The organism is Cellulomonas citrea, assembly GCF_009829685.1.
Taxonomy (GTDB): Bacteria; Actinomycetota; Actinomycetes; order Actinomycetales; family Cellulomonadaceae; genus Cellulomonas; species Cellulomonas citrea.
This window is the reverse complement of record NZ_VWSD01000153.1, coordinates 1-6798: the sequence shown is the minus strand read 5'-3', so window position 1 is coordinate 6798 and position 6798 is coordinate 1. Positions and strand designations below refer to the sequence as shown.

Below are 6798 nucleotides of genomic sequence, written 5' to 3'. Positions count from 1 at the left end.
TGGGCGTCGGGCTGGCGGGCGCGCTCGGTGCGGGCTCGGTGCTCTGCACGGCGGTCGGTGTGGGCGAGGCGGTGACGATGCTCGCGGTCGAGGCCCGCGTCATGGCCAGCGTGCGCAGCCGCCGGCCGGTGTCCGTGAGCAGCGCGTCCGTCGTGCCGACGGGGAGCGCGACCACGTCGTCGGCGGCGTCCGAACCTGCCGGGGCGGGGAGCACGAGGACAGCCGACCCGTCAGCCTGCAGCACCACCCGGGTGAGGTCGGCCGCGGTGGCGACCCGGGTGCGGTCCGCCTCCGCGAGAGCCTGGTTGACGAGGACCAACGCCGTGACCAGACCGGTCGAGCTCAGCACGTCGGCGGCCACCACCGAGGACGGTGCGGCGGCGTGCACCTGGGTGAGCACCTGGTCGGCGGCCGCGCCGCGCAGCAGCACCGCGACGCCGGTCGCCGGGTCGGGGGCCGTCCGCGTCGTCGGCTCCGCCGGAGCCGTCCGGGCCTGTGGGACCAGCAGGACGCAGGCACCGAGCGCGAGCAGCACGACGGTCAGCAGGGCCGTCGAGCCCGTGTGACGTCGCACGGTGCGCACCCCTCCTTCGGTCGGCCGGTCGGTCGCGACCGGGTTCCAGGGTGCCACCGTCGGGGGCTCCCGGTCGGCACCGTGGGGGTGCGCGTCGACCGGCCGGCCCAGTGGGCCGCACGTACCCTGGACGGATGGAGCTCACCCTGTCGTTGGACGAGGCCGTCACCCTGCTGCGCGCATCGGGGGCGCTTCCTGACGCGGTCACCGACCTCGTCGGCGAGGACTCGCTGGTCACGGGCAAGGTCCGGGTGCAGGACCTGCCGAACCTGTCGGGCGCGGTCAAGGCGGCCACCCGGTTGGCCGGGACGGTCGGGGTCCAGGTGGCGGACCGCGGGGTCGTCGGGCGCACGTGGACGCTCGCGGTGCGCGCCAGCCACCCGATGATCCCGCTCGACCTGTCGGGTCTGGTCACCGAGTTCATCGAGAGCTCGCTGGCCTCGCACCATGTGCCGGGGGTCGGCGCCCGGGCGCAGGGCGGCGAGACGCTTGTCACCGTCGACCTCGACGCCGTGCCGGGCCCGTTCGGCGAGCACGTGCGGGTCGACGCCGTGACGGTCGGCGCCCGGATCGTGGTGCGCGCCTCCGCGCTGGGCTGATGCCAGCCTGACCTGCGCAACGGCCTGAGGACCGTCGCACTTCCGGGAAGGACGTCCGTATCGTGTCGTCCCTACCCGGCGGAGGTGCACGATGACGCTCGCTGACCAGGCACCGTTCGTACCCGACGACCTGGACGCGCGCCTCGGGCCGGCGGCCTCGCGGTACTTCGCCACCGGGTACCGGCGCATCGGGCACCGGGTCGAGCACCTGGCCGCCGTCGACGACGGACCGGCACCCGCGACCGGTTCGGCGCGGGTCCACTACCCGTCGGACTGGTCGGCCAAGAACGGGGTGGCGCGCGCCCCGCACCTGAGCACGCTGGACGCCCTGGTGCTGACCTACGGCGTCGTCGAGGGGTACCTGCGGGTGCTCGGGCTGGACGACGACCAGGTGGCCCGGGCCTGGTTCGAGCGCGTCTCGGTCCGGGCGGGCGCCCGGCCGCAGACCGACCTGGGCGACGTCCGGCTGGAGCTGCGGGCGGCCCCGCTGCCGTCCGACCTGCCGCCGGCCGACGGGTCGCGCAGCGCGCTGGAGTGCAGGGTGGGTCAGCTCGTCGTCGTCGTGGTGGTACGGCACGAGGCACCGGCGGGCACCGGCACGGGCTGGGACGAGGCGACCCGGCAGCTCGCCCGGCGGTCGGTCGGCGGCGCGCTGTTCCGCCGGACCGGCCACCGCACCCGCATCACGGAGCTCGACCTGACCGAGCAGCAGGTGCGCAGCGAGCACTGGCTGGACCCCGTCGCGGAGCGGCCCGACGGCGGGCTCGAGGCCGCGTACTGGCCGTCAGCCACCCTCGTCGACGCGCTCGTGCTCACCGGTCAGCTCGGGCAGGTGCTGCTCTACGCCGCCGCCGGGATCGACCGGGACCAGGCGGACACGCTGTGGATGCGCCGCATGACGTTCGAGGTGGACGGCCCGGTCCGGTCCACGGGCGGGTGGCACGGCTCCCAGGTGCGGATCGTCGGGCACCGCACCTTCGCGCACGACGGCCGTCGGCTGCACGACGTGCAGGCGCACTGCCCCGGCCTGGCCGGGGTGCGTGCGACCGCCTGGCTGGCCTACTACGACGACGCGGGTGCGGTGTGAGCGCCCGGCTCCGGCGAGGTGGGTGTGGGTGTGGGCTGCGGGCCGGTGAAAAGCTCCGCCGCGAGCGCCAGCAGCCCCGGGCGCAGGTCCTCACGAGCCATCCCCGGGACGAGCATCTGCCACATCACGTGCAGCCGGCGGTACAGGTCGGCCCGTCCCGTGAGCACCCCGGCGACGATGTGCACCCCGGTGAAGTACGACACCGAGGTCGCGGCGAGCTCGGCCGGGCTCGCGGCGCCCTCGACGAGCTCACCGGCCTCCTGCGCCATCGTGAACAGCACGCCGACCTGGGACAGCCACTCGTCGTAGAACCCGTGGGTCGGCTCGGACAGCACGCCGAGCTCCATCGACAGCCGGATGCCCCCGCGGACCAGCGGGTCGGTGATGAGCTGGTCGGCGATGATCTTCGAGCTGTGGATCATCGCCTCCATGGGGGCGAAGCTGCCGCCCGCCGCGGCGAGCGAGGCGAAGGTGCGCGCGTTCTGCTCGTCGATGACGGCGCGGGCGAGGTCCTCCTTGTGCGGGAAGTAGAAGCCGAGGCCGCCCAGGGTCGAACCGGCGTCCTTGACGATGTCGGCCAGTGCGGCCGAGGCGTATCCGGTGCGGTCGAACGCGCGCCCGGCCGCCTCGAGCAGCGCAAGGCGCCGCTCTACCCCGCGCTGCTGCTGAGGTGTGCGTCCTGCCATCGTCTCCCCCTCCGCGCGGTGCTGCTGCGCTCGTCGGACCCGACCTTATGCGCGAATGCTGGAGGACAGGGTGCGCTCTGAACAACCCGGTCGCGTGGCGCTCACCGGAGGCACCGGGTTCATCGGGTCCGCGGTCGGCGAGGCGCTCGCCGCTGCGCAGGCCGCCACGACCGCTCTGGTGCGCGCCGCACCGGGGGCTCCGGTGCCCGGTCGGCGGCTGGTGCGCGGGGACCTCTCGACGCCGTCGAGCCTTCCCGACCTCGTGGCCGGAGCCGACGTCCTGGTGCACGCCGCGAGCTATGTCGGCGCGGATCCCGAGCTCCAAGAAGCCGTCAACGCGGCCGGGACGGCGCACCTGGTGCGGGCGGCACGGGAGGCCGGGGTGCGGCGCCTCGTCTACGTGAGCACGGCCGGGGTGTACGGCGGCACGTTGCGCGGTGGCGAGCGGGAGGACGAGGCGGTCGTCGCACCGGGCTCGACCCTGAACGCCAGCCGCCGGGCCGCCGAGCAGGTGATGCTGGCCGCCGGCGGGCTCGTCGTGCGCCCCCACCTGGTGTTCGGCGCCGGTGACCGGTGGTTCCTCGGTGCGCTGCTGCCGTTGGTGCAGGCGCTCGGGGCGCAGATCGGCGACGGGCAGGCGCTGGTCTCGGTGATCGACCGGCTCACGCTGGGTCGCGTGGTCGCTGCGCTCGCGCTCGGCGACGCGCCCGCCGGGGTCTACCACGCGGCGCTGGTCGAGCCGGTGCGGGTGGGTGAGCTCGTGGCGCTCGCGCACGCGGCGACGGGGGTGGCGTTGCCGACCGCGGTGCTGGGGGCCGACGAGGCTGCGCAACGGTTGGCGCCGTTCGGGGTGCGGCCCTCGCAGCTGGCTCTCGTGACGGCTGACAGCTGGTTCGACTCCCGTGCCGTGTGGGCCGCGACCGGGCTCGTGCCGCCGGCCCGCCCGGTGATCGACGAGCCGGCGGCGGCGTGGTATCGGGCTCTGCTGGCACGCCACTGATGTGGCGAAGATCACTCTCGGCATCTCCCGATCGGGCGAATCAAGTAGGACGACCTTTCTGTAATACTTCCACTCGACATCGCGTCGACGGGTGTCGCGGGGGCTGACCGCTGGACGGCGGGGGGCCGTCAAGCAGTCGACCCGCGGTTGCGGACCCGGCGCTGGGGGACGGGTTATCGCCGCGGTGAACTCGGGCGCCAGGGGCGCGGGGCTGTCCACCTCGCGCCCTTGGCGCCCCGTCATCGGGGGGCTGCCCGAGTCCCCGCGGAGCCGAGCGTTCTGCCCTCGGCGGATCGGGCGGCGCACCCCCCGGCCCGGCCGCTAGCGTCGTCGGGCATGGAGCCCACGACCCTTGTCCCGGTGCAGCGGGGATCGTCCTGGCGGCGAGCCATCGGGCACGTGCTGCGTCAGGCCCGGCTCGACCGCGGGCTGCGCCTGGCTGATGTCTGCGCCCGGGCCGGGCTCTCGCCGCAGTACCTCTCCGAGGTCGAGCGCGGTCGCAAGGAGGCCTCCTCGCAGGTGCTCGCCGCGGTGACCGCGGCCCTCGGGCTCAGCCTGGTCGAGCTCGCGGACCGGGTCGCCGGTCAGCTCGAGGGCGCCCGTCCCCGGCGCGAGCCGGCGGTGCCGACCGTGGCGAGAGAGCCCGTCCCGCAGCCGCTCACCGGGCCCACGGTGCTCGAGCTCACCGGGACGCCCTCGTCGGCCGGACCGGGATCGCTGGTCTCGGCACCGGTCGGCCTGTCCTCCGGCGTCGCCGTGCTGCTCGCCGCCTGAGAGATGTTCGGCGGTCCGCCGCCTGAGGGCGCGCGGGGCCTCACCGCGTGAGAACGCCCGACGGTGCGCCCGGGCTCAGCGGGTCGGGCGTCGGCTGAGCACGTGGTCGGCCAGGCCGTACGCGACCGCCTGCTCGGCCGTGAGCACCAGGTCGCGGTCGGTGTCCCGGCGCAGGGTCGCCACGTCCTGACCGGTGTGCTCGGCGAGCACCTGCTCCAGCTGGTCACGGACCCGCACCACCTCGTCGGCCGCGAGGATGAGGTCGGGGACGTCGCCCCGGGCCTGGGTCGCCGGCTGGTGCAGCACCACCCGCGCATGCGCCAGCACCGCCCGACGGCCCGGCGCGCCACCCGCGAGCAGCACCGCGGCGTCGGCCTCCGCCTGCCCCACGCACGTGGTCGTGATCGGCGGGCGGACGTACTGCATGGCGTCGTAGACCGCGAGCATCGCCGAGGTCGAGCCGCCCGGTGAGTTGATGTAGAGGTCGATCGGCGCATCCGGGCTCACCGACTCCAGGTGGATGAGCTGGGCGATGAGCACGTTGGCGACCCCGTCGTCGATCGGGGTGCCGAGGTAGACGATCCGGTCCGACAGCAGCCGGCTGAACACGTCGAGCGTCCGCTCGCCGCCCGGCACCCGCTCGGTCACGTACGGCACGGTGTAGCTGCTCATGCCACGAACCCCCCGGCGGAGGCGGTGGCCGGGCGCACCGAGGCCAGGTCGGTGACCACCTGGTCGACGAAGCCGTACTGTCGGGCCTGCTCGGCCGAGAACCAGCGGTCGCGCAGCGAGTCCTCGCGCACCCGCTCCAGCGGCTGACCGGTGTCCGCCGCGATGAGCCCGAGCACGGTGTCCCGGGTCTCGCGCAGCTCGTCGGCCTGCAGCGCCACGTCCACCGCGGTGCCGCCGATCCCGGCCGACCCCTGGTGCAGCAGCACCCGGGCGTGCTCGAGGGCGAACCGCTTGCCCCGGGTGCCCGCCGAGAGCAGGAACTGCCCGGCGCTCGCCGCCCAGCCCAGGGCCAGGGTGGACACGTCGTTGGGGATGAGGCGCATGACGTCGCGGATCGCGAGCATCGCCGGCACCGACCCGCCGGGTGAGCTGATCCACAGGCTGATGTCGCGGCGCGGGTCCTCCGCGGACAGCAGCAGGAGCTGGGCGCACAGCCGGTTGCCGACGGTCTCGTCCAGGGCGGTGCCGAGCACGACGATGCGTTGGTGCAGCAGCCGGGCGGCGAGCTCGTCGTCCAGCGGGCGGAGCGGGGTCTGGGTCATGGGACCAGCGTGCGGTGCCGGGTGCGGGTCCGGGGTGCCGTGCTGCCGGGGGCAGATCTGCCCTGGGTGGATCTGCCGGGGGTGGATCTGCCAGGGGTGGATCGACGCGACCGTGGGGCGCGGCCCGGCTATCGTGGCGCGCGCCGCCGACCGCCGCCGTGCCGCTCACCGCCGCGCCGACCACGACCGATCCGCAGGGAGCCCACGTGACGCGTCTGCCCGAGAGCCGGCCGTGACCGCCGGCGGGACCTCCGCGCGACGTCGGCGGGTGCTCGCCGCGGTGCTCCGGGCCCTCCTGTGGGCGGCGCTCGTCGTGCTGGTCTGGTACGCGGTGCGGGTGCTGCGCCGGGTCGACTGGGCGTCCGTGGGCGAGGCGATCGCGCTGCTCAGCTGGTGGCAGGGCGGCGTGCTGCTCGTGCTCGTCGTGCTGCGCCAGCTGCTGTCGTCGGCCCCGCTCGCGTTCTTCACGCAGGGGCTGGGCGTGCGACGGGCCGTCGCGAACGACCTCGTCGGCACCCTGGTCGCGACCGTGACCCCGTCCCCGGCCGACATCGTCGCGCGCGCCGCCCTGTTCCGGGCCTGGGGGGTGGACGTCGGGCGCGGGCTGGCGGGGCTGGTGCTCAACTCGGTGCTGTTCTACGCCGTGCGGCTCGGTGCGCCCGTGGTCGGGGCCGTGCTCATGCTCTGGACCGTGGGCGACGAGACCGCCGTGGGCTGGGCGGCCGCCGTCTCCGGGCTGGCGGCCGCGGGCGTCGTGGTGGGGCTCACGGTCGTGTTCCGCGGCTCGGCGTCGGCGGCCGCGCT

8 protein-coding genes and 1 pseudogene are annotated in these 6798 nt (G+C 75.1%); 5 read left to right on the top strand and 4 right to left on the bottom strand.

Annotated elements, in window-relative coordinates:
* Window positions 1–574, bottom strand: a pseudogene (locus F2B26_RS13590) (hypothetical protein); the annotation flags it as partial.
* A gap of 134 nt (window positions 575–708) precedes the next feature.
* Between F2B26_RS13590 and F2B26_RS13585 the strand changes: the two are divergent.
* Together F2B26_RS13585 and F2B26_RS13580 are read left to right on the top strand one after the other, a co-directional pair.
* Window positions 709–1173: a hypothetical protein gene (locus F2B26_RS13585; protein WP_159810257.1), complete on the top strand. Its 465-nt coding sequence runs from the start codon at window positions 709–711 to the stop codon at window positions 1171–1173.
* A gap of 91 nt (window positions 1174–1264) precedes the next feature.
* On the top strand, window positions 1265–2260 hold the full coding sequence (locus F2B26_RS13580) for an AvrD family protein (RefSeq protein WP_159810255.1): 996 nt from the start codon (window positions 1265–1267) through the stop codon (window positions 2258–2260).
* Here F2B26_RS13580 and F2B26_RS13575 read toward each other — a convergent pair.
* On the bottom strand, window positions 2236–2946 hold the full coding sequence (locus tag F2B26_RS13575; protein WP_159810253.1) for a ScbR family autoregulator-binding transcription factor: 711 nt from the start codon (window positions 2944–2946) through the stop codon (window positions 2236–2238). The two genes, F2B26_RS13580 and F2B26_RS13575, sit on opposite strands and share 25 nt — an antisense overlap.
* A 94-nt stretch (window positions 2947–3040) precedes the next feature.
* Between F2B26_RS13575 and F2B26_RS13570 the strand changes: the two genes are divergently transcribed.
* Both F2B26_RS13570 and F2B26_RS13565 read left to right on the top strand, forming a co-directional pair.
* Complete coding sequence (locus F2B26_RS13570) at window positions 3041–3946, top strand: NAD-dependent epimerase/dehydratase family protein (protein ID WP_159810251.1); 906 nt, start codon at window positions 3041–3043, stop codon at window positions 3944–3946.
* A 336-nt stretch (window positions 3947–4282) separates the two neighbouring features.
* Window positions 4283–4720 (top strand): helix-turn-helix domain-containing protein, encoded by a 438-nt coding sequence (locus tag F2B26_RS13565; protein ID WP_159810249.1) that lies wholly within the window; start codon window positions 4283–4285, stop codon window positions 4718–4720.
* 75 nt (window positions 4721–4795) lie between these two features.
* Here the strand turns inward: F2B26_RS13565 and F2B26_RS13560 are convergent, their stop codons facing one another.
* Both F2B26_RS13560 and F2B26_RS13555 read right to left on the bottom strand, forming a co-directional pair.
* Complete coding sequence (locus F2B26_RS13560) at window positions 4796–5392, bottom strand: ClpP family protease (RefSeq protein ID WP_159810247.1); 597 nt, start codon at window positions 5390–5392, stop codon at window positions 4796–4798.
* The gene (locus F2B26_RS13555; RefSeq protein ID WP_159810245.1) at window positions 5389–5994 is read right to left on the bottom strand and encodes a ClpP family protease; all 606 of its coding nucleotides are present in this window, start codon (window positions 5992–5994) and stop codon (window positions 5389–5391) included. The genes F2B26_RS13560 and F2B26_RS13555 overlap by 4 nt, the downstream gene beginning before the upstream one ends.
* A gap of 232 nt (window positions 5995–6226) precedes the next feature.
* Here F2B26_RS13555 and F2B26_RS13550 point away from each other — a divergent pair.
* The coding region (locus F2B26_RS13550) for a lysylphosphatidylglycerol synthase domain-containing protein (protein WP_201292743.1) at window positions 6227–6798 on the top strand (572 nt) is incomplete at its 3' end.

Coding starts and splice junctions, on each gene's coding strand:
- F2B26_RS13585 (WP_159810257.1), top strand. CDS start 709: ATGGAGCTCACCCTGTCGTTGGACGAGGCCGTCACCCTGCTGCGCGCA.
- F2B26_RS13580 (WP_159810255.1), top strand. CDS start 1,265: ATGACGCTCGCTGACCAGGCACCGTTCGTACCCGACGACCTGGACGCG.
- F2B26_RS13575 (WP_159810253.1), bottom strand. CDS start 2,946: ATGGCAGGACGCACACCTCAGCAGCAGCGCGGGGTAGAGCGGCGCCTT.
- F2B26_RS13565 (WP_159810249.1), top strand. CDS start 4,283: ATGGAGCCCACGACCCTTGTCCCGGTGCAGCGGGGATCGTCCTGGCGG.
- F2B26_RS13560 (WP_159810247.1), bottom strand. CDS start 5,392: ATGAGCAGCTACACCGTGCCGTACGTGACCGAGCGGGTGCCGGGCGGC.
- F2B26_RS13555 (WP_159810245.1), bottom strand. CDS start 5,994: ATGACCCAGACCCCGCTCCGCCCGCTGGACGACGAGCTCGCCGCCCGG.